The sequence below is a fragment of the Mesorhizobium sp. M0960 genome (assembly GCF_040319055.1).
Lineage (GTDB): Bacteria > Pseudomonadota > Alphaproteobacteria > Rhizobiales > Rhizobiaceae > Mesorhizobium.
On record NZ_JAMYNN010000004.1, the window covers coordinates 298,812 to 318,590 of the forward strand.

The following is a 19,779-nucleotide window of genomic DNA, read 5'->3' on the forward strand; positions in this document are numbered from 1 at the left end:
TGCTTGCTGGCCTTCGCTTAGCGATCCCGGGCCTAAACCCACTCGCCCTTGCGCATCACCGGCACGCGGCTGCCGTCCTTGTGGATGCCGTCTATGTCGATCTTGTCGGAGCCGATCATCCAGTCGATGTGGATGAAACTCTTGTTGCCGCCGCGCGCCGCGATCTCGTCCTGGCTGAGCGAGGCGCCGTCGACGAAGCACTTCGAGTAGCACTGGCCGAGCGCAATGTGGCAGGCGGCGTTCTCGTCGAACAGCGTGTTGAAAAACAGCAGCCCGCTCTTGGCGATCGGCGAGGAATGCGGCACCAGCGCCACCTCGCCGAGACGGCGCGAGCCTTCGTCGGTGTCCAGCACCTTTTGCAGCACATCCTCGCCCTTCGTGGCCTTGGCCTCGACAATGCGCCCCGCCTCGAAACGCACCGCAATGCCGTCGATCAGCGTGCCCTGGTAGGACAGCGGCTTGGTGCTGGTGACATGACCCTCGACGCGCCTTGCATGCGGCGTGGTGAAAACCTCTTCGGTCGGGATGTTGGGGTTGCAGGTGATGCCGTTCTTGGCGGTCGAGGCACCACCCATCCACTCGTGGCCTTCGGCCAGTCCGACGGTCAGGTCGGTGCCGGGGCCGGTGAAATGCAGTGCGTGGAAATTGTGGCCGTTCAGCCATTCGGTGCGGCTCTTCAACGCCGCATTGTGCGCCGTCCAGTTGCCGATCGGGTCTTCGACGTCCACCCGCGAGGCCGCAAAGATGGCGTCGGCTAGCTTGGCCACGGCGACGTCTTCGGCGTCGTCCGGGAAAACCTGCTTGGCCCAGGCCTGATCGGGATAGGCGACGATGTTCCAGTTGATATCGAAGCCGGTGATCTTCTCCAGCGCCGGCTGGTAAGCCATCGAATTCGCCTTGTTGGCACGCGCCACCTTTGCCGGGTCCTGAGAAGAAAGCAGCGACGGATCCTCGCCGCGCACGGCAAGCCTCGCCGCATTATTGGCGAAGGCTTTTGCCATGCCTTCAAAGAGCCAGCCGGCGGCGCGGTCGAAGCCGGCGTCGGCGCCGTAGCGGAAGCGCGCCAGCGTGATCTCGTCATCGTTGAAGATCGGCGTCACCAGGCCCGCACCTGCCTTGTAGGCGTGCTCGACGATCCGCCGCGTCAGAGGCAGCGCGGCGATAGACGAGGTCAGCACCAGATCCTGCCCCGGCTGCAATTGCAGCCCGACCTTGACGGCGACCTCCGCCAGCCTGTCGAGCTTCACCGGGTCGATGGTTGCGGAAACGCCGCGCGAATGTGTGGTCATGATCCTGCCTGCCGTGATTTGGGGACTGTTTCTTACATAGACCGGCGCTACCGACCTTTCCACTCTGATGACGCCGGCAGCCCTAGGCCGTGAACTCATAAATTGGGGAAGACTGGGATCGGTGGGAAACGGACGCTCCGGACTTCCTGTACTGGGCGGCTTGGATAGGTGCCATGGTCGTCGAGGTCTGACGACCCTTATTTCAACCGCACTCAGTCGCGGTAGCGCAGCGTTTCCAGCACGAGTGCGAAAGCCGGCGAGTGTTGGCGCCGGCTTGGATAATACAGGTGATATCCCGGCCGAAGGGGGCACCAGTCCTCAAGAACACGCACCAGGCGACCCTGTTCGAGTGGGTAGGCCACCAGATCCTCGGGCAGATAGGCGAGCCCGAATCCTTCAAGGCTGGCCTGACAGATCATCGCGAGGGTGTTGAACGCGGCGTGTCCTTGAACGCGCACCCTCAACTCCCGCCCCTCCTTGCGAAACTCCCACGGTGCACAGCCGCCTGTGGGCAGTCGCAGGGGTATGCACGCATGATCGGCAAGGTCTTCAGGCGTGACCGGACGGGAGCGGCTTGCGAAGTATGAAGGCGCTACCACAACCGCCATGCGGAAGTCTGGCCCAACGCGCGCCGAGATCATGTCCTTGTCCACCTGTTCGCCAAGCCGTACACCCGCATCGAAGCGATCGGCCGCAATGTCTGCCAAGCCGTAGTCGTGGATAATCTCGACCCTGATGTCGGGATAGTCGCGCATGAGCCCGACCATGGCGGGCCAGATGATGGTCTCGCCGGCATGCTCCACCGTGGTGATCCGGACTGTGCCGGCCGGCTTGTCGCGCAGGGCGCTGAGGGCGGCAATCTCGCTTGCGATCTCATCTAACTTGGGAGCGATGCTTCGAAACAGGCGATCCCCCGCTTCGGTTAGCGAGACGCTGCGGGTCGTGCGGGTCAGCAGCCTAACGCCGAGGCGCTCTTCCATCGTCCGGATCGAATAGCTCAGAGCCGACTGCGACACGCCGAGCATGGCGGCCGCCTTGGTGAAGCTGCGCTCGCGGGCGACGGCGATGAAGGTCAGGAAGTCATCCAGGCTGTCGCGACGCATTCATCAATCCCCCTTCTAAGCTCATGCAAATTATACCATCTAATTGCATGCCGCTAAAGGAGCTAACTTCCTGACATCAAGGCCAGACGGTCAACCGGAGCAACTCTCCGCGCAATGCCTACCGTCCAACTGGCCCACTGAAGGAGAACAAAATGAAGAAGGTAATCGTGGGCGCGCTCACCGCTCTCACCATGATCGTGAGCCCGGCCGCCTTTGCTCAGGAAGCGACGGGCGCCGTCCCCCGCGCCTACATGATCGGCAGCTATGACATCAAGGATCAGGCGGTGTTTCAGCAGTACATCGAAGCCGCCTCGCCGCTCGTCACCCAGTATGGCGGCCGCGTGATCGTCTACAATCCTAATGTCACTGCCATCGAAGGAAGCTCGAGATCGGTGATCGCCATCGCCGAGTTCCCGAGCCTTGCTGACGCCAAGCGCTACTACAACTCGCCGGGATACACGGCGGCCCGGCAGTTTTTTACCAAGTCGACCGAAGGATTTCGCATTATCACCGAAGGCGCCGGCCTTCCGCAGTGATGCAGTCCGCTAGCGGATGGGTACCAGCATGGGACGTCAGCCCATGCTGGCCATCCGTCCGAATTCGAGGCCGAGCTGCGGCCTAGACAACAGGAGCCCAATATGAGTGTTTGGTTCATCACCGGCGCAGGCCGGGGCCTCGGTCTGGATATCGCCAAGGCCGCGTTGGCGGCGGGCCACAAGGTGGTGGCAACCGGCCGCAACACGGAAAAGGTCGCAAGGGCCGTCGGAAAGTCCGAGAACCTCCTTATCGTCAAGCTGGACGTGACGAGCGCGGCCGACGCCGAAGCCGCTGCCCAGGCAACGCTTGACCGGTTTGGCCGCATCGACGTGCTGGTCAACAATGCGGCGAGTTTCTTTGCCGGGTACTTCGAAGAGTTGACCGTCGAACAGATGCAACTGCAGCTCAGCACCAGCCTCGTCGGTCCCATGAAGGTGACGCGGGCCTTTCTGCCAGCGATGCGCAACCAGCGGTCCGGCAGGGTCATTTCGATCTCCTCGACGGCCGGGCTGATGGGTTTCGAGTTCTGCTCGGCCTATTCAGCCTCGAAGTTTGGCCTCGACGGCTGGATGGAGGCGCTGCAGACCGAAGTCGTGCCGTTCGGCATCGAGACGATGATCGTGAACCCCGGCTTCTTCCGCACCGAGCTTCTCACGGAAGAGTCGACCAACTATGCCGCGCCTTCCGTCGAGGACTACCATGAGCGGCGGACGGCGCAGATCGCTTTCTGGCGTTCTCAAAACGGCAAGCAAGGAGGTGACCCCGCCAAGCTTGCGCGCGCCCTGATCACGCTCGCGGCTGGGGACGTGCTGCCCCACCGTTTCCTTGCCGGTGCCGATGCCATTGCCACGGCAGAGCAGAAGATTGCCATTCTGCAGCAGCAGATCGATACCTATCGCGAGCTGTCGAGTTCCCTCGCCATCGATGACAACGGCCGCAACTAACGACCCCTGCGGAACGTCCGGACTTGCCGTGCTGGTGGCTGAACACCATTGGCACTGCAATTCCGAGGTCAAGACTTCGTGGCTGCGGCACTCCCAAGACCACCTGTGAATTGATCAAATACGTCCGCTAAGAGGTCGATTGTCGACTGGCGGCTTTCCTATTGCAGGGGAATCTGATTCCAGACTCTGCATGAGCCGATATGACCTGACCGACTTCGAATGGCACGTGATCAAGCCACTTTTGCCCAAAAAGGCCACGAGGTGTGCCGCGTGTCGATGATCGGCGCGTGCTATCACCAAAGTCCATGACGGCAAGGTGCAGATGATCGACACCTCTATTGTTCGCGTCCATCAGCAGGGCGCGACGGCAAAAAAGGGGGATCGAGATCATTGTCTCGGTCGTTCCCGAGGCGGGCTGACAACCAAAATCCATGCTCTTGTCGACGCCAAAGGCATGCCGATCAAACTGATGCTCACGGCAGGTCAGATGAGTGACATTACCTCGGCCGCGGACCTGATCACGGATTTGCCGGAGGGTGCCATGCTACTCGCCGACAAGGGCTATGATGCCGACGCCTTGCGCAATGCGGTCAGCGAGCGAAAAGCATGGGCCAACATCCCGCCCAAGGCCAACCGCAAGGACCCGATCTGCTTCAGCCCCTTCTTGTATAAGGCCCGCAACTTAGTTGAGCGCTTCTTCAACAAAGCGAAGCAATTCCGCCGCATCGCAACCCGCTACGACAAGCTGGCTGAGAACTATCTTACCGCGCTCAAACTCGTCGCAATCCGCATCTGGCTACGCGGTAATGAGTCTACGTCCTAGCTGGCCCTCTCGAGCGATCTGAACTGCGCCATCGTCGCCTCGATCTCTTCGCGCACCCAGATCTTGAAATCCCTGACCTTACGGCTTTCGCTCTTGCTGGCCAAGGTCACCAGCCAATAGCCAAGCCCGCTCTGCGCCCTCGCGCCGAACGGCGCGACGAGCCGGCCATCGGCCAGCGCGTCGGCGGCCAGCAACTGCCAGCCGAGCATGACACCGTGACCGGCAATCGCCGATTCCAGGCACAGCATCGGATCGGTGAAGCGCGCGCCCTGCATGAAGGTGACCGGCTCCACGCCGGCCGCTTCGAACCAGCTCTCCCAGCTGATCATCGACCTTTCGTCGGTGATCGCACAGGTCAAAGCAAGGTCCTCGATCGATTTCAGCTTGCTGGCGATCACCGGTGCACAGACCGGAAACACCTCCTGCGCCAGCAGCAATTCTGCCCGCCCGCCCGGCCATTTGCCGTCGCCGAGCCGGATGGCGACGTCGATGTCCGAGCGATCGAGATCGGCAAGCCGCACCGAGGCATCGATCCGCAGGAGCACGTTCGGATGCCGGGCGAAATGCCGCGACAGCCGCGGCAGCAGCCATTTCGAGGCGAAGGCCGGCGCTACCGAAACCACCAGCGTGCACTCCGAGCTTTCATCGGCAAGCGCCATCGCCTGCGCAAGTTCGCGAAAGCCTGCGCTGAGCCGCGTTGTGAAGATGGCACCGAATTCGGTCGCCACGAGGCCAGCTGGCGTTCGTTCGAACAGCGTCCGGCCGAGCTGCTTTTCGGTCCGGTTGATCTGCTGGCTGACGGCGCTGACCGAGACGTTGAGCTCGCCGGCCGCCGCTGCAAGCGAGCCCAGGCGGGCGACGGCTTCGACGGCGCGCAGGCCGTTGAGATGGACACGGTTCAGCATAGCCATACAGTTTCTCTAAACTCGTACGGCTGAAATCTCAATTGCCAAGCGCTGCCGAATGCCGGATTCTAGGTGGGTTACTCAGAGTGAGGAGGCAAATCCGATGAAGATTTTATCATGGCTCGGCGCCTTTTCTCCGATTGGAATGCAGCCACACCGGCATGACAGCCAGGCCATCAATCGGGTGACCGATCCGTTGGCGCATCCGCTCCTCGATACCATGTCGGAGCGCGAACTCGCCGACATGCCGTTCAGGCTGACCGCGCGTCGCACTCATTATGAGACGGCCTCGACAAGGACCTGCTGCGACTGAGTCTCCTGAACGAAGCACTCAGGTGAGCCAGCCGCCGACGCGGCCGCGAACACTTCTGGCCCAATAAAAGGCGGATTGTCTCACCGGCAGGCGCACCTATGGTGCACCGCGATGAACATCGCTTCGCCCTTGCGCCTGGCAATCGCCGGCATGATCGCCCTGGCCGTCGCCATGGGCATCGGCCGCTTCGTCTATACGCCGATCCTGCCCGGAATGATGGAAGAGCTCGGCCTGTCGCCGGCCGATGCCGGCTGGATCGCATCGGCCAATTATCTCGGCTACCTCGTCGGCGCGCTTGCCGCCACCGACGGCTGGGCGCAAGGCCGCGAGCGCCACCTGATGCTGGCCGGCCTTGCCGCCACTGCGATCCTCGCCGGGCTGATGGGCCTGACCGGCACCATGCCCGCCTTTCTCCTCATCCGCTTTCTTGCTGGCCTCGCCAGCGCTTTCGTGCTGGTCTTCATGACCAGCATCGTTTTCGGTCATCTCGCCGCAGCCGGGCGAAGCGACCTGCAGGCGCTGTATTTCGGCGGCGTCGGCGTCGGCATCGCGGCGTCCTCGGCGCTGTTGGCAATCCTCGTCACCGAACATGCCGGCTGGGCGGCGGGCTGGCTGTGGTCGGCGGTGATTTCGGCCGGCGGCTTTGCCGCCGTCGCCCTGCTGGCCGGCGGCACCTCGGCCGCGAACAGCACCACCGGGAGCGAGCCGGCACTGCCGAAAAACCGATCGCTGGTGAAGATCATCGTCGCCTACGGCCTGTTCGGCTTCGGCTACATCGTCACGGCAACGTTCCTGGTCGCCATCGTCCGCCAGGGCGGCGGCGGCCGCGTCTTCGAGGCTGTGGTCTGGATGGTCACCGGACTTGCCGGTTTTCCCTCGGTCTGGCTGTGGCAGAAGCTCGCGGCTAAAATCGGGCTCTATGCCACCTACGCGCTTGGGTGCCTGGTCGAGGTGGTCGGCGTCAGCGCCAGTGTCATCATGGGCGGGCACACAGGGCCGCTGCTCGGCGGCCTTCTTGTCGGCGGCACCTTCATCGCCATCACCGCGCTTGGCCTGCAGACCGGCAGGCAGCTTGCTCCGCAAGCGCCACGCCGGATGCTGGCGGTGATGACGGCCGCCTTCGGCCTCGGCCAGATCATCGGCCCGATCGTCGCCGGGCTGCTTGCGCAGGCCTCGGGTAACTTTTTCCTCGCCTCGATCGTTGCCGCCGCCGTCCTGCTCGCTTCCGGTGCGATCGCCTGGTCGGCTGCGCCAAAATCGCCATGATTATGGTCTTGCTCGGCGCCGGGCGTCGGGCACGGGCATTTTCTTTCCCACTAATGTGTGACTTTATGCCCGCTGACCAACGCCGCTGATTTGCGCCGACCGAGGATTTCGCCACAGTGTTCGTATCGTTTTTTCCGCAGCCGAAGCTCTTTTTCACCTCGGCCGCCGTCTGGAGTGCGGTCATGGTGGCCGTGTGGTTTCTCGGCGGCGACCAGCTAGGCGCTTTGGTCGGATTTCCCCTCCCTGCAGTGGACGCGGCGCCGATCATTGGCGTTTCCGTTTTCTGGTCGCCTCCGTTCCTTTGGTTCTACATCTATTTTACACTTGGTGTGCTGCTCTTTTACGCCTTCTGGCATTGGTATTCCCCGCACCCGTGGGACCGCTGGTCGATCCTTGGCAGCTCGCTGATCTTGTTCACGACCTATTTTCAGGTTCAGGTAAGTGTAGCGATCAATGCCTGGTACGGGCCGTTCTGGGATCTGATCCAGGGCATTGTGAGCAAAAGTGTGAAGGCGACAGAGTATGATGTTTATGCGCAGTTAATAACTTTCCTCGGCATCGCTCTGGTGGCTGTTACTGTTTACGTTCTGACAAATTTCTTTGTAAGCCATTGGGTGTTTCGCTGGCGGACAGCGATGAACGACTACTACATGTCCTATTGGCCTAGGGTGCGGAGCATCGAGGGAGCTTCCCAGCGCGTGCAGGAAGACACGATGCGCTTTTCAAAGATCATGGAAGATCTTGGGACCAGCTTTATTGATTCGATAATGACTTTGATCGCCTTCATGCCGATTTTGCTTGCCTACTCAAAGCACATTACGGCATTGCCTTTCATCGGTCAGGTGCCGCAGCCGTTGGTTTTGGCTGCGATCTTCTGGGCGATGTTTGGGACGGTATGCATTGCCACCGCCGGCATAAAGCTGCCCGGCTTGCAGTTTCGCAACCAGCGCGTCGAAGCCGCTTACCGCAAGGAACTTGTTTATGGTGAGGACGATCAGTCCCGAGCGCAGCCGCCGACCGTTTCCGAATTGTTCGGAAATGTGCGCCAGAACTACTTCCGGCTCTATTTCCACTACGTCTATTTCAATGTGGTCCGCTATCTCTACTTGCAACTAAATACCATATTCCCTCTTTTTTTGATGACTCCTTCGTTGGTCGCCGGAACCTTGACGTTGGGTCTCGTCAACCAGGTCAATTCCGCGTTCAGCCAAGTGACCAGCTCGTTCCAATATCTTGTTAATTCCTGGTCAACGATCGTTGAGCTCTTGTCAGTCCACAAGCGGCTGCGAGCGTTCGAAGCCACGATCAAGGGCGAGCCGCTGCCGGCGATCGACCAGCACTATCTGGAACGTGAGCAAGCCGGGCTGCGTCCTGAGGACCAGCCGGCAAGCTAAGACTGGCGGGCGGCGAGCACTGGGCTCAGCCGCCCACCGCCGTCTGCCTTTCTCCGCGCCGCGCGACATAATCGCGAAAACTGATGCACTCGACGTCCGCTTTGATGCAGACCTCGCCGGCAAAGCGTTCCAGCGCGTTCCAGTAGGCGCCGTCGTTCATCAGCGTGAAGTGGAAGCCGAGCTCCAGCGGAATGCGCTTGCCCCGGTATTGCGCATCGAAGGCGGCGCGGAACGCGTGATAGGCCCGGTCAGCGAACTCTTCTGCCATGCTCGGCCGCTCGAAGCCGCCGGAATGTCTGACATAGAGATTGTAGTCCATGGCGATCACCCGCCTTGAGCTCGGCCCTTCCGGGATCTGCGGCAGCGAAAAACGCGTGATGCCGCTGACGGTCGGTGGCTCAACCGGCCCACGCGAGACGCCGCTTGCGTCGAGCAGGAAACCGGCCGCAGGCAGCGCCTCGTAGAGCGCCTTGTTTGCCGACAGATAAGGCGCGCGGAAGCCGACCACTGCCTTGCCTGCGAAATCGCGCCAGCCCTTTGGTTCGGGTGCAATGCCGTTGATCGAATAGGCGTTTTCGAGAACATGCTTGAACGAGCCGAACTCGCTTAGCCAGTCGGCTTTGCTCCAGTCCTTGCCGTCGAAATGGCCGCAGCCATGGCTGCCGATATCGTGGCCTTCCGAGGCGGCGAGGTTGATCTGCTCGAGCCGCTCGGCGACTTCCTGTTTGGAGGCGGCAAAGCCGATGTTCGATTTGCCTTCTGTCTTGCCGGGCGCGGTGTATTCCTTGCGCGTCTCGGGCGACAGCAGGAATACGCAGGAGACGAAATAGGTGAAATGCGCACCCGTGCGTGCGGCCAGCGCCCGGCTGCGCTGCCACTGCGAAATGTCGCGGGCGCTGTCGAATGAGATGATGACGATCTGCTTCGGTTTTGCCGGCGGCGCCGGCGGGTCGGCGCAAGCCGCGCCGGCAGCAAACACGGCAATGGAAAACGCAACAACGCGGGACAAACGGGGCAAAGGCATCTGACCGGGTCAAGGAATGTAGAAGCGACGCCTACCGGTGAAATATGGCACGGGTACGATCGACCTGTCGGCCGCCGTTGGCGGCGACTGCCTCGTGAATAGGCGATTTTCCTGCCGAACCCCTTCCATGCCGGCAAAATTTCGCTAAAACGCGGGCTCATCAACCGCCCCGCCCGGGGGCATGAATGGTTTTGATCATGTCGGACGACAGTTTTATCCGCGAAGTCAACGAAGAGATTCGTCGCGACCAGGCGCATGCGCTGTGGGACCGTTTCGGTCCCGCCTTGCTCGTGCTGGCCGTGCTGGTGGTGCTTGGCACTGCTGCTGTCGTCGGCTACCGCTATTGGGACGAGACCCGCGCCAACCGCTCGGGCGATGCTTTTTCGCAGGCGCTCAAGCTTGCCAATGACGGCAAGAACGACGAGGCGCTTGCCGCTCTGGAGGCGTTGGAGAAGGACGGCTACGGCGCCTATCCGCTGCTCGCCCGCATGCGCGCGGCAACCGTCAAGGCGGACAAGGGCGACGTCGACGCCGCCGTCAAGGATTTCGACGAGGTCGCCGCCGACACCAAGATCCCCTCCGGCATTCGCGACATGGCTCGTCTCAGGGCAGCGCTGCTTCTGGTCGACCACGGCTCTTTCGCCGATGTCTCCAGCCGCGTCGAGGCGCTCACCGCCGACACCAACACGCTGCGCCATACGGCGCGCGAGGCGCTTGGCCTTGCCGCCTGGAAGGAAGGCAAGGCGGCGGATGCATTGAAGCTGTTCGACCAGATCGCCGCGGATGACGGCGCCCCGCGCAACACGCGCGAGCGGGCGACATTGATGTCCGAGCTGATCCGCGGCTCGGGCGGCGTGTCGTGATAGTCCATGACCTTCAAAGTCGCCATCATCGGCCGGCCTAACGTCGGCAAATCGACCCTTTTCAATCGGCTGGTGGGAAGGAAGCTGGCGCTTGTCGACGATACGCCCGGCGTCACACGCGATCGCCGCGTCCATGCCGCAAAGCTCTACGACCTGCATTTCGACGTCATCGACACCGCCGGCTTCGAGGATGCGGCTGCCTCGACGCTGCCCGGCCGCATGCGCGCCCAGACCGAGATCGCCATCCGCGAGGCCGACCTGATCTTTTTTACGATCGATGCCAAGTCCGGGCTGATGCCCGACGACAAGACGTTCGCCGAGATCGTGCGCAAGTCCGGCAAGCCGGTTGTCGTCGTTGCCAACAAGGCCGAGGCGCGCGGCGCCCAGGGCGGCATGCTGGAGGCCTGGGAGCTCGGCCTTGGCGAACCGATCCCGGTCTCGGCCGAACACGGCCAGGGCCTGCCCGATCTGCGCGACGCGGTGATCGCGGCACTTGGCGAGGCGCGCGCCTTCGGCGAGGACGAAGAGGCCGGCGAGGATGAGGTCGCCGCCAGCGAGGTGCTGATCGGCGAGGACATCACCGACCCGGACGCAGAGCCGAGCTATGACGACACCAAGCCGATGCGCATCGCCGTCGTCGGCCGTCCCAACGCCGGCAAGTCGACGCTGATCAACGCGCTGATCGGCGAGGAACGGCTGTTGACCGGCCCCGAGGCCGGCATCACCCGCGATTCCATCTCGGTCGACTGGGACTGGCATGGCCGCCGCTTAAAACTGTTCGACACCGCCGGCATGCGCCGCAAGGCCAGGATCCACGAAAAGCTCGAAGTGATGTCGGTGCAGGACGGCTTGCGCGCCATCCGCTTTGCCGAGATCGTCATCATCGTGCTCGACGCGACTATTCCCTTCGAGAAGCAGGATCTGCAGATCGCCGACCTGATCATCCGCGAGGGCCGTGCCCCGGTGATCGCCTTCAACAAATGGGACCTTATCGACCATCCCCAGGAGTTGCTGGCCGAGCTGCGCGAAAAAACCGAGCGGCTGTTGCCGCAGGCGCGCGGCATGCAGGCGGTGCCGGTCTCGGCCGAGACCGGGCGTGGCCTCGACAAGCTGATGGATGCTGTCATCAGGACGCATCGCGTTTGGAACAGCCGCGTGTCGACCGGCAAGCTCAACCGCTGGCTGGAAGGCATCCTGGCGCATCACCCGCCGCCCGCCGTCGCCGGACGCCGGCTGAAGATCAAATATGTCACGCAGGCCAAGACGCGGCCGCCGGGCTTCGTCGTCTCCTGCTCACGGCCCGACGCGATGCCGCAATCCTATGTCCGCTATCTCTCGAACAGCCTGCGCGAGGCTTTCGACATGCCCGGCGTGCCGATCCGCATCGCCTTGCGCACCTCGGACAACCCATTCGCCAGCAAGGCAAAGAAGCGCCGCTGAGCGCCACTTCTCCTCTACGCCACGTTGCGCAGGACAGGCGCTGTTTGCGTCTGCGGCAACGCTTCCAGCGCCGCCTGCAGCAGGATGTCGCCAAGCCGCGCCGCCACCGGGTCGGGCTCGGCCTCCTTGCGATGCAGGAACAGCGCCATCTTGGGCAAAGCGGGCAGCCCGGCGATCCCCGGCGTCATCGCCCTGACGGTGGCCGGCAGGCCGATATCGGTGCGGATCGTCAGTCCGAGCCCGGCGGCGACGGCTGCCCAGATACCGCCAAGGCTCGGGCTGGAGAAGGCCATCCGCCATGCCAGACCGGCGCGGTCCAGGGTTTCGGTCGCCACGCTGCGGAGCAGGCACGGCGCTTCGAGCGCCACCAGCGGCAAAGGCTCGCCATCGCGCAGGCTGGTCTCGATCTGTTTTGCCGGGCCGATCCAGCGCATCTGGACGTCGGCGACATGCCGGCTGTAGGGCAGCGTCGCGCCATTGTGCCAGGCAAGCGCGATATCGAGGCTGCCCGAAATGATCCGTTCGGCAAGCTCGTGGCTGCGTGCGATCCTGGCTTCGATCTTGACCTTGGGATGGGCGCGGGCGAAGCGCCCGAGCACCTCCGGCAGGACCGCCTCGCCGAAATCCTCCTGCAATCCAAGCCGCACCCAGCCCTCCAGCTCGACGTCGTGGATGGCGGACGCGGCCTCGTCGTTGAGCTCGATCAGCCGCCGCGCATAGCCCAGCATGGTCTCGCCTGCCTCGGTCAGCGCCAGGCTGCGCCCCGACTTTCGGAAGATCGGCGTCGCCGCCTGCTCCTCCAGTTTCTTCAATTGTGCGCTGATTGCCGAGGTCGAGCGGCCGAGCCGGTCGGCGGCCTTGGCGAAGCTGCCCAACTCCATACCGGTGACGAAGCTGCGCAGGACGTCGAGATCGAATGTCACGCGTCGGATGGCAATAATCCTGGTATTTGGGACATTACGTCAAAAACTTCCTGATATTCAGGACGAAGCTATGGCGATAGAGACAGCGCGTCAAGACCGAACGCAACCAGCCCATGCAGGAGCTGAACCATGTCTGCTGTCGCCACAGGACCAGATTGCAAACCGTTTCGCCCAGGCGCCGTTGCCGCCCCGTCGGAAGCGGCGGCACTTCGAGCCAATCATCGCTGGAAGGTGCTGGGCATCGGCGTCGCCGCCAATGCCTGCTTTTCCGCGACCTTCTCCGGCATTCCGGCGACGGCGGTGTTCCTGCGCTCGGGCTATCATCTCTCCAATGGCGAACTCGGCATGGCGCTTGGTCTTCTCGGCCTGGGCGTAGCGCTGAGCGAATTGCCGTGGGGACTGCTGACCGATCGCTGGGGCGACCGCCGCGTGCTGCTGACCGGGCTCGGCGCAACCGCGGTTTGGCTGCTTGTCATGGCCGCGCTGATCGTGCCGTCACCGGCCCACATTCCTGGCATCGCGCTTCTCGCCGCTGCCCTGCTGGTCACCGGATTGCTCGGCGGCAGCGTCAACGGCTCCAGCGGCCGTGCCATCATGGCCTGGTTCGGCGAAGGCGAGCGCGGCTTTGCCATGAGCATCAGGCAGACAGCGGTGCCGCTTGGCGGCGGGCTTGGCGCGCTCGTGCTGCCGTCGCTCGCTTCGGCCCATGGCTTCACGGCGGTCTTCGGACTTCTGGCGGCTGCATCCGCCGTCTCGACCTCTCTCGCCTGGCGCTGGCTGCATCAGCCACCGGTGCATGACGATACCAATTCGAGCAGCACGGCATTGCCGGCCGGCCCGGCGCCGCTGCGCAACCCGGCCGTCTGGCGCATCGCAACAGCCATCGGCCTGCTGTGCTTTCCGCAGGTGGCGGTGCTCACCTTTGCTTCCGTCTTCCTGCATGATTTCGCCGGCATGGGAACAGCCGTGATCAGCGCCAGCCTCGCCACCGTGCAGGTCGGCGCCATGGTCATGCGCGTCTGGAGCGGCCGCTACACCGACCGTCACGGCAACCGCCGGTCGTTTCTGCGTCTGTGCAGCCTGTTGAGCCTGATCGCCTTCACCGTGCTTGCGGCGCTCGTCTTGTTGGCGGCCCAATTCTTGTCAGGCCAAGTGCCGATGCTGTCGCCGGCGATCGTCGCGATGCTGGTCGTGGCCGGCATTTGCGTCTCCTCCTGGCATGGCGTCGCCTACACCGAGCTTGCGACGCTGGCCGGCGCGAGCCAGGCCGGAACGGCGCTCGGCCTCGCCAACAGCCTGGTCTTCATTGCCTTCTTCCTGGTGCCGATCGCCATCCCCGGACTTCTCGTGCTCTGCTCGTGGGCAGGCGTCTGGCTGGGTGCGGCTATTTGCGCACTGATCGCCTGGCCGATCTTTCTTCCGTCAAGCGATGGCCGCAAAAGCGCCTGACTTCGACATGAGATGGGAAAACAACGTTCTAAGCTGTTAACGCCCCATCAAGGTTAATGCATCATTGTAGCTCTCCAGTGGGGTCCGTTGCGTTTCTGGAGAGTTCCGTGCATCGACGTGTTTTGACGCGGCTTGTCGCCGCCGCCGGTGACAAAAAACGTTCCTTCCTGTCTCCGTTTATTATTGGCCTTGGCATCTGGATCGGCTTTCCGACGGTCGCTGCCTATCAGGACATGACAAGCCTGGTCTCCGGCCTTGAGGCGCCGAGCGTCCGCTGGAACGCCTATGTCGAGAAGTCCGTCGCCGGCTCCGTTCACGCCGCCGAAATGCCCTTCCTCGATTCCAGCAGCACCGGCTCGCTCTCCGGCTCCGGCGTCCAACTGCCCGGCATCGGCTCCGTCTCGTTTCGCGGCAAGGGCGGCATCGCCGGCACGACGCCGGACGAGAACCGTATCACGCGTGCCGACAAGAAGGGCCGCATCATCCAGGTCTCGCCCGTCTCGCCGCCGAAGAACTTCAACGCCGGCTCGATCTTCGAGCGCACCTCCTCACTGCTCCGCCCAAGCATGGACAGCGGCCTGAGGATGGCTTTCGCCAAGCCCGAGATCAAAGGCAAGGAAATCCAGATCGCCGCCGCCTTCCACACGCGCGTCGACAAGAAGCCGGATCCCGGCGTGCCGGCGATGCTTGCCGCGCTGGTCAACAACGATCATCCCGACGTGCTGGCAACCGCCTATGCCTCGTCGGCTCCCGACTATGCCAAGGCATCGCCTTTCGAGGCCTTGCTGCAGGACGAGGACCCGAACGATGGCCGCTTCATTCCACCGCTGAGCAAGGGCGATCATTCTTGGATGCAGACGCCGCTGCCGGCGAGCGTCTTTTCCAAACCGGAGCAGGCCTGTCTCGCCAACGGCATCTATTTCGAGGCGCGCGGCGAATCCGTGCGCGGCCAGGCCGCCGTCGCCCAGGTTATCCTCAACCGCGTCCGCAACCCGGCCTATCCGAACTCGATCTGCGGCGTCGTCTACCAGAACGACAACTGGTTCAACCGCTGCCAGTTTTCCTTCGCCTGCGACGGCAGGAAGAAGCGCATCGACAATCCCGCCGCCTACAAGACCGCCCAGGATGTCGCCATGGCCGTCACAGCCGGCAAGATATTCATTCCGGAAGTCGGCTCGTCGACCCATTATTACGCCAACTACGTCCATCCGGGCTGGGCGAGGACGATGAAGAAAATGACCAGGATCGGCCTGCATATCTTCTACCGCACCTATGGCGGCGGCTGGAGCTGAGTGCTCGGGCAGCCCTTGCATCTTTCGCGGGAGAGCGGCCGATCGAAGACCCGTCGTCGTGGGGATTCGGCCGCAGCCCGCCAGAGACCGCGTCGGGCACGATGTCGCACCCAAGCAAGTAGCTGATTTATAACGAAAAAATACTTGAGCTTGAACGTCCGCTCGTGGCTTGACGGGCGCGGACCCTCTAACTATGTTGCCGGCGACTTTAAGAAGCGGACGGACGGTGACGGTCTGACCGGGCAGGGGGGTTGCGTGGCCGACAAGAATGGGCCAGACGGAACCGGAAAAACCGGCCGCGGCAAGCAGCATGAAGCCGACATCCGCGACGACGATCTTGAGCGCCGTCGGCGCGACCTTGAAGCATCGCTTGCGACAAGGCGGCCGGACCGGCTCGAGGGGAAAGACGACGCGAAAGCGGGCAGTGTGGCCGGGTACGGCCAGGCGCTCAAGCTGTCCAGCGAGTTCATCGCCGGGATAGTGGTCGGCGCGGCTCTCGGCTGGTTTATCGATCGCGTGGCGGGGACATCGCCATGGGGTCTGATAGTCGGGCTGTTGCTGGGTTTTGGCGCCGGCGTGCTCAATGTCCTGCGTTCAGCCGGGCTTGTGTCGGAATTCGGAACGGGCGACAAACCGCGCGATCCGAAAGAATGAATTGAGGCGCCGCATGCCGGCGCATTGAACAGGATACTCAAGCCGTCTGCGGCTTCGATGGGGATTTAAAGTGGCTGCTGACAAGGTCGATCCGATCCACCAGTTCCAGATTCAGCCGATCATTCCGATTCACATCGGCGGCTACGACCTGTCTTTCACCAATTCGGCTCTGTTTATGCTTGCGACGGTTGCTGTTGCATCGGCGTTTCTCTACCTCAGCACGTCGAGCCGCAGCCTCGTTCCCGGCCGCCTTCAGTCGGTCTCGGAAATGGCCTATGAATTTGTCGGCAATATGCTGAGGGACGCCGCGGGCACGCAAGGCATGAAGTTCTTCCCCTTCGTGTTCTCGCTGTTCATGTTCGTGCTTGTCGCCAACCTGCTTGGCCTGTTCCCATATTTCTTCACCATCACCAGCCACATCATCGTCACCTTCGGCCTCGCTGCGCTGGTGATCGGAACGGTCGTCGTCTACGGCTTCACCAAGCACGGCTTTGGCTTCCTGAAGCTGTTCGTCCCGCATGGCGTGCCGGTCTACCTGCTGCCGCTGGTGGTGCTGATCGAGGTGATTTCCTTCGTCTCGCGTCCGGTCAGCCTCTCGGTTCGTCTGTTCGCCAACATGCTTGCCGGTCACATCACGCTGAAAGTGTTCTCGGGCTTTGTCGTCAGCCTGAGCGCGCTCGGCGCGGTCGGCGTGGCGGGCTCGGTTCTGCCGCTGGCGATGGCCGTGGCGCTGACGGCGCTGGAGCTGCTGGTCGCGTTCCTGCAGGCCTACGTCTTTGCCGTGCTGACTTGCATGTATCTCAACGACGCCCTGCATCCCGGGCACTAACAAGGTTTCCGGCATTGCCGCCGGATCGAATTTGCAACGGAATTTTAGATCCAAAGGAGTTGAACAAATGGACGCAGAAGCAGCAAAGTACATCGGCGCCGGCATCGCATGCCTCGGCATGGGCGGCGCGGGCATTGGCCTCGGCAACATATTCGGCAGCTATCTGGCGGGCGCGCTGCGCAACCCGTCGGCCGCCGACGGCCAGTTCGGCCGCCTGATTTTCGGCTTCGCCGTGACCGAAGCGCTGGGTATTTTCTCGCTTCTCATCGCGCTTCTCGCCCTGTTCGGCTGAATACTTGTTCGGCTGAACATTGGGAAGAATTGAACAGGCCGGCCGCGATCCTGCGGCGGGTCTGAATTTCGGGGATAGTCCATGTTCGTGACATCTGCCTTTGCGCAAGAGTCCGCGCCCGCCGCAACGGAAGGCGAAACGCACGCCGCCACCGGCGTGCCTGCCGAGGCGCACGGCACGTTCCCGCCATTCAATCCGGCGACGTACCCGTCACAGCTGCTGTGGCTGGCAATCACTTTCGGGCTGTTCTACCTCTTCTTGAAGCGGGTAGTGATGCCGCGCGTCGGCGGCATCATCGACGTGCGCAACGACCGCATCACGCAGGATCTCGATCATGCTGCCCGGCTGAAAGGCGAGGCCGATGCCGCCGTTGCCGCCTATGAGCAGGAATTGGCGGAAGCCAAGGGCAAGGCCAATGCGATCGGCCAGCAGGCCAACGATGCGGCCAAGGCGGAAGCCGAGGCTGCCCGCAAGACGATCGAGGCAGCGCTTGACCAGAAGCTTGGCGAGGCCGAGGCGCGCATATCTTCCATCAAGGCCAATGCCATGAAGGAAGTCGGCACGATCGCCGAGGACACCGCTTCGGCCATCGTCGAGGCGCTGGTCGGCGGCAAGGCCAGCAAGGCCGAGATCGCGGCCGCGGTCAAATCCGTGGCCGGGTGAGGAGCGCATCATGGACGCCACATCTCTCGCGACGCTTTGGGCAACCGTTGCCCTCATAATCTTCCTCGGCATTGCCATCTACATCAAGGTGCCGGGCATGATCGCCAAGGCGCTCGATGCCCGTGCCGACAAGATCAGCAGCGAACTCGAGGAAGCGCGCCGGTTGCGCGAAGAGGCCCAGCAGTTGCTCGGCCAATATCAGCGCAAGCGCAAGGAAGCCGAGCAGGAGGCCGCGGCCATCGTCGCCGCCGCCAAGCGCGAAGCCGACATGCTCGCCGCCGAGGCGCACAAGAAGACCGAGGATTATGTCGCCCGGCGTACCGCCTTGGCAGAGCAGAAGATCGGCCAGGCCGAGCGCGAGGCGATCGGCGAAGTGCGCGCCAGCGCCGTCGACATCGCGGTCGAAGCCGCGCGCGCGCTGCTGGCCGGCAAGATCGACGCCAAGGCCGGCGCCGACCTTTTCAACGCCTCGCTGCAGGATTTGAAGTCGAAGCTGAATTAAGCGACGTCGTCGAGAAATTCATCCAAGGCCGCCTGGGAAACCTGGCGGCTTTTTTGTTAGCGAAAGCGGCTGAGCGCAAATCTCCCCCTCGAGGGCAGGGCTATCGCATATGAGTGATGGCATTGATGAGATAGTCGTCGTTCCAGGCGCATTTCTTGATGCGATGGCTGATGGGAACTTTGGCAGCATCGGCGGCCTGAAGGATGTTTCTGGCGAGGCGATTGAGAAGGGCTGTGTTGGCGGGAGCATTGTCCTTGCGGGCACGGCTGAGATCCTCATCGAGATGGACATCGAGCATCCAATGCAGGCCGTTCTCGATCTGCCAATGAGCTCTGGTGAGGTCGAGCGCCCGCTGCGGCGACATGAGCGTGGAGGCCATGAACAGGCGCATCAAAGGTCTGGCCTGATCGCGCCGGCTGGTGATGCGGATGAAGGCCTGGTGGCCAGGCATCAGCGGCTCGGCCGCCGCCACGATCTCGGCCTGCCGCCACTCGTTGCGGCCGTGGCTGGTCTCGGTGCGCTCGGCAATGGAAGGGGTGGCGTCGGCCAGTTGCAGGTTGGCGCGGCGCAGCCAATGACGACGGTTGCCCTTCAGCGCAAGCAGGTAATCGCCACCTCTTTGGGTAATGGCCGCAGCCATGCGGGTGTGGCAGTGGAGCGCATCGGCGGTGACCAATCTGCTCGTAAGATCAATGAGTTCGACGACCTTGAGCGCGGCCTCGACTTCGTTCTCACCATCGCTCGGCGAGACTGCCGCCAGGCACAGCCGGGTCTCGGTGGCGAAGGCCGACACCGTCAACGGCGGACTGGCTGCCAAGCCCTTCTCGTAGGCCCGCCGCAAAGCCTTGCCGTCAAGCGACACCACCTCGGGCGTCTCTCGGCTGGCTCGGGCGAAAGCTGCGGCAAAGGCAGCAAAGGCGCGACCGAAGGCTTCCGGGTCGAGCAGGCGCAGCAGCCGCGAGAAGGTGTCGTGGCTGGGGGCTGCGTCATAGTCGATCAGCCGCGACAGCGCCTGCTTGCGCTCCTGCGCGAACAGGGCAAATTCCGTCGCATTGCTGGCGCCGCACAGGCTTGCTGCGATCATCATCACGATCAGGTCGCCAAGCCGGTGCGTGGCGTTGGGCGCGCGTGGATCAGGCACCGCGCCAAAGTAGCTCTCAAGGCAGGAAATGGCAGTCGCTCCTTCGCTCACCTGCCTCTCCAAAGAATCCTTTCTCAGCCTAAACTCAACCCCAAAATCGCCATATGCGATTCCCCTGCCCTCGAGGGGGAGA

Annotated in this window: 20 protein-coding genes and 1 pseudogene; 15 read left to right on the forward strand and 6 right to left on the reverse strand. The window is 62.9% G+C overall.

The window, feature by feature from the left end:
• Positions 1-32 precede the first annotated feature (32 nt).
• Positions 33-1,289 carry an aminopeptidase gene (locus NKH63_RS12165; RefSeq protein WP_023716842.1) on the reverse strand — a complete coding sequence of 419 codons (1,257 nt, stop codon included), beginning with the start codon at positions 1,287-1,289 and terminating at the stop codon, positions 33-35.
• Positions 1,290-1,501: 212 nt separating this feature from the next.
• Complete coding sequence (locus NKH63_RS12170) at positions 1,502-2,392, reverse strand: LysR family transcriptional regulator (protein WP_352917910.1); 891 nt, start codon at positions 2,390-2,392, stop codon at positions 1,502-1,504.
• A gap of 152 nt (positions 2,393-2,544) precedes the next feature.
• Here NKH63_RS12170 and NKH63_RS12175 point away from each other — a divergent pair, with 152 nt between their 5' ends.
• From NKH63_RS12175 to NKH63_RS12185, 3 genes and pseudogenes are all read left to right on the forward strand, one after another.
• Positions 2,545-2,928: a DUF1330 domain-containing protein gene (locus NKH63_RS12175; protein WP_352484075.1), complete on the forward strand. Its 384-nt coding sequence runs from the start codon at positions 2,545-2,547 to the stop codon at positions 2,926-2,928.
• A 102-nt stretch (positions 2,929-3,030) separates the two neighbouring features.
• Positions 3,031-3,873: an SDR family oxidoreductase gene (locus tag NKH63_RS12180; protein ID WP_352917911.1), complete on the forward strand. Its 843-nt coding sequence runs from the start codon at positions 3,031-3,033 to the stop codon at positions 3,871-3,873.
• A 190-nt stretch (positions 3,874-4,063) separates the two neighbouring features.
• Positions 4,064-4,696 (forward strand): annotated as a pseudogene (locus tag NKH63_RS12185) (IS5 family transposase).
• Here NKH63_RS12185 and NKH63_RS12190 read toward each other — a convergent pair.
• On the reverse strand, positions 4,693-5,607 hold the full coding sequence (locus NKH63_RS12190; protein ID WP_352917912.1) for a LysR substrate-binding domain-containing protein: 915 nt from the start codon (positions 5,605-5,607) through the stop codon (positions 4,693-4,695). The pseudogene NKH63_RS12185 and the gene NKH63_RS12190 sit on opposite strands and share 4 nt — an antisense overlap.
• Before the next feature lie 97 nt (positions 5,608-5,704).
• On the opposite strand from NKH63_RS12190, the gene NKH63_RS12195 reads away from it, so the two are divergent.
• The 3 genes from NKH63_RS12195 (at position 5,705) to sbmA (ending at position 8,574) form a co-directional block, all read left to right on the forward strand.
• Entirely contained in the window at positions 5,705-5,914 is a 210-nt protein-coding gene (locus NKH63_RS12195; RefSeq protein WP_352484072.1) for a hypothetical protein, read from the forward strand.
• Positions 5,915-6,025: 111 nt separating this feature from the next.
• A complete protein-coding gene (locus NKH63_RS12200) occupies positions 6,026-7,180 on the forward strand; it encodes a YbfB/YjiJ family MFS transporter (RefSeq protein WP_352484071.1) in 1,155 nt (384 codons plus the stop codon).
• Positions 7,181-7,296: 116 nt separating this feature from the next.
• Complete coding sequence (gene sbmA / locus NKH63_RS12205; protein ID WP_352484070.1) at positions 7,297-8,574, forward strand: peptide antibiotic transporter SbmA; 1,278 nt, start codon at positions 7,297-7,299, stop codon at positions 8,572-8,574.
• Positions 8,575-8,599: 25 nt separating this feature from the next.
• On the opposite strand, the gene NKH63_RS12210 is transcribed toward sbmA, so the two are convergent.
• Positions 8,600-9,592, reverse strand: coding sequence for a polysaccharide deacetylase family protein (locus tag NKH63_RS12210; RefSeq protein WP_023716847.1), 993 nt, complete (start codon positions 9,590-9,592; stop codon positions 8,600-8,602).
• A gap of 203 nt (positions 9,593-9,795) precedes the next feature.
• On the opposite strand from NKH63_RS12210, the gene NKH63_RS12215 reads away from it, so the two are divergent.
• Positions 9,796-10,461, forward strand: coding sequence for a tetratricopeptide repeat protein (locus NKH63_RS12215; RefSeq protein WP_023674063.1), 666 nt, complete (start codon positions 9,796-9,798; stop codon positions 10,459-10,461).
• Positions 10,462-10,467: 6 nt separating this feature from the next.
• Entirely contained in the window at positions 10,468-11,901 is a 1,434-nt protein-coding gene (der, locus tag NKH63_RS12220) for a ribosome biogenesis GTPase Der (protein ID WP_023716848.1), read from the forward strand.
• A 14-nt stretch (positions 11,902-11,915) separates the two neighbouring features.
• Here der and NKH63_RS12225 read toward each other — a convergent pair whose 3' ends face one another.
• Entirely contained in the window at positions 11,916-12,833 is a 918-nt protein-coding gene (locus NKH63_RS12225; protein ID WP_352515631.1) for a LysR substrate-binding domain-containing protein, read from the reverse strand.
• Between the two features lie 120 nt (positions 12,834-12,953).
• On the opposite strand from NKH63_RS12225, the gene NKH63_RS12230 reads away from it, so the two are divergent.
• The 7 genes from NKH63_RS12230 to NKH63_RS12260 all read left to right on the forward strand — a co-directional run bounded on the left by NKH63_RS12230 (position 12,954) and on the right by NKH63_RS12260 (position 18,505).
• Positions 12,954-14,273: an MFS transporter gene (locus NKH63_RS12230; RefSeq protein ID WP_352913994.1), complete on the forward strand. Its 1,320-nt coding sequence runs from the start codon at positions 12,954-12,956 to the stop codon at positions 14,271-14,273.
• Between the two features lie 107 nt (positions 14,274-14,380).
• Positions 14,381-15,565 (forward strand): cell wall hydrolase, encoded by a 1,185-nt coding sequence (locus tag NKH63_RS12235; RefSeq protein ID WP_023716851.1) that lies wholly within the window; start codon positions 14,381-14,383, stop codon positions 15,563-15,565.
• A 255-nt stretch (positions 15,566-15,820) separates the two neighbouring features.
• On the forward strand, positions 15,821-16,219 hold the full coding sequence (locus NKH63_RS12240) for an AtpZ/AtpI family protein (protein WP_023716852.1): 399 nt from the start codon (positions 15,821-15,823) through the stop codon (positions 16,217-16,219).
• A gap of 70 nt (positions 16,220-16,289) precedes the next feature.
• Positions 16,290-17,048 carry a F0F1 ATP synthase subunit A gene (locus NKH63_RS12245; RefSeq protein WP_023716853.1) on the forward strand — a complete coding sequence of 253 codons (759 nt, stop codon included), beginning with the start codon at positions 16,290-16,292 and terminating at the stop codon, positions 17,046-17,048.
• Between the two features lie 67 nt (positions 17,049-17,115).
• Positions 17,116-17,340, forward strand: coding sequence for a F0F1 ATP synthase subunit C (locus tag NKH63_RS12250; RefSeq protein WP_006206606.1), 225 nt, complete (start codon positions 17,116-17,118; stop codon positions 17,338-17,340).
• Positions 17,341-17,421: 81 nt separating this feature from the next.
• The gene (locus NKH63_RS12255; RefSeq protein ID WP_023716854.1) at positions 17,422-18,003 is read left to right on the forward strand and encodes a F0F1 ATP synthase subunit B; all 582 of its coding nucleotides are present in this window, start codon (positions 17,422-17,424) and stop codon (positions 18,001-18,003) included.
• 10 nt (positions 18,004-18,013) lie between these two features.
• Positions 18,014-18,505, forward strand: coding sequence for a F0F1 ATP synthase subunit B (locus NKH63_RS12260; protein ID WP_023716855.1), 492 nt, complete (start codon positions 18,014-18,016; stop codon positions 18,503-18,505).
• A gap of 100 nt (positions 18,506-18,605) precedes the next feature.
• On the opposite strand, the gene NKH63_RS12265 is transcribed toward NKH63_RS12260, so the two are convergent.
• Entirely contained in the window at positions 18,606-19,697 is a 1,092-nt protein-coding gene (locus NKH63_RS12265; RefSeq protein ID WP_352917913.1) for an ISAs1 family transposase, read from the reverse strand.
• Positions 19,698-19,779 lie beyond the last annotated feature (82 nt).

Excerpts from the sequence above, each read along its gene's own strand:
- NKH63_RS12165 (WP_023716842.1), bottom strand. The coding sequence starts at position 1,289 with ATGACCACACATTCGCGCGGCGTTTCCGCAACCATCGACCCGGTGAAG.
- NKH63_RS12170 (WP_352917910.1), bottom strand. The coding sequence starts at position 2,392 with ATGCGTCGCGACAGCCTGGATGACTTCCTGACCTTCATCGCCGTCGCC.
- NKH63_RS12175 (WP_352484075.1), top strand. The coding sequence starts at position 2,545 with ATGAAGAAGGTAATCGTGGGCGCGCTCACCGCTCTCACCATGATCGTG.
- NKH63_RS12180 (WP_352917911.1), top strand. The coding sequence starts at position 3,031 with ATGAGTGTTTGGTTCATCACCGGCGCAGGCCGGGGCCTCGGTCTGGAT.
- NKH63_RS12190 (WP_352917912.1), bottom strand. The coding sequence starts at position 5,607 with ATGGCTATGCTGAACCGTGTCCATCTCAACGGCCTGCGCGCCGTCGAA.
- NKH63_RS12195 (WP_352484072.1), top strand. The coding sequence starts at position 5,705 with ATGAAGATTTTATCATGGCTCGGCGCCTTTTCTCCGATTGGAATGCAG.
- NKH63_RS12200 (WP_352484071.1), top strand. The coding sequence starts at position 6,026 with ATGAACATCGCTTCGCCCTTGCGCCTGGCAATCGCCGGCATGATCGCC.
- NKH63_RS12215 (WP_023674063.1), top strand. The coding sequence starts at position 9,796 with ATGTCGGACGACAGTTTTATCCGCGAAGTCAACGAAGAGATTCGTCGC.
- der (WP_023716848.1), top strand. The coding sequence starts at position 10,468 with ATGACCTTCAAAGTCGCCATCATCGGCCGGCCTAACGTCGGCAAATCG.
- NKH63_RS12230 (WP_352913994.1), top strand. The coding sequence starts at position 12,954 with ATGTCTGCTGTCGCCACAGGACCAGATTGCAAACCGTTTCGCCCAGGC.
- NKH63_RS12250 (WP_006206606.1), top strand. The coding sequence starts at position 17,116 with ATGGACGCAGAAGCAGCAAAGTACATCGGCGCCGGCATCGCATGCCTC.
- NKH63_RS12255 (WP_023716854.1), top strand. The coding sequence starts at position 17,422 with ATGTTCGTGACATCTGCCTTTGCGCAAGAGTCCGCGCCCGCCGCAACG.
- NKH63_RS12260 (WP_023716855.1), top strand. The coding sequence starts at position 18,014 with ATGGACGCCACATCTCTCGCGACGCTTTGGGCAACCGTTGCCCTCATA.